This window comes from Alteromonas sp. 5NW40-0090 (genome assembly GCF_057552975.1).
In genome coordinates this window covers 1-506 of record NZ_BAAJLT010000035.1, presented here as the reverse complement: position 1 = coordinate 506, position 506 = coordinate 1, and the positions used below count along the sequence as shown (strand labels likewise).

The 506-nt window shown below is 45.7% G+C and carries 1 protein-coding gene; it reads right to left on the bottom strand.

Annotated elements, in window-relative coordinates:
* Positions 1–506, bottom strand: a 506-nt coding sequence (locus tag AC27KT_RS19780) for an IS256 family transposase (RefSeq protein ID WP_487132789.1), incomplete at both ends; no start/stop codon positions are given.

Sequence of the window (506 nt, the reverse complement as noted above, 5' to 3'; positions counted from 1 at the left end):
CCATTTCTTACTGGCGTCTTTTATTGCTAGATATACCATTTTTCTTGCTGAATCATCGCTGGGGAAGATTTTCCGTTTCTTGATGGCTTTTCGGATAACACTGTTCAGAGATTCAATGGCGTTGGTGGTGTAAATTGCCCTGCGGATATCCTCTGGGTAATTAAACAAGGTATTGAGATTGTGCCAGTGCGTACGCCATGACTTGCTAATTTGAGGATACTGACCGTCCCATGTTTCAGCAAACCGTTCTAGTTCAAGCAGTGCCTCATCTTCTGTTGCTGAGCGGTATACGCGCTTTAAGTCTGCTGTGACAGCTTTGTAGTCCTTCCACGATACGTATTTAAGTGAGTTACGCACCATGTGTACGATACAGAGTTGAATATGCGTTTGCGGGAACACAGCATTAATCGCATCAGGGAAGCCTTTGAGACCGTCCACACAAGCGATGAGAATGTCTTCTACGCCGCGTTGCTGAAGCTCGGTTAGCACGTTTAGCCAGAACTTAG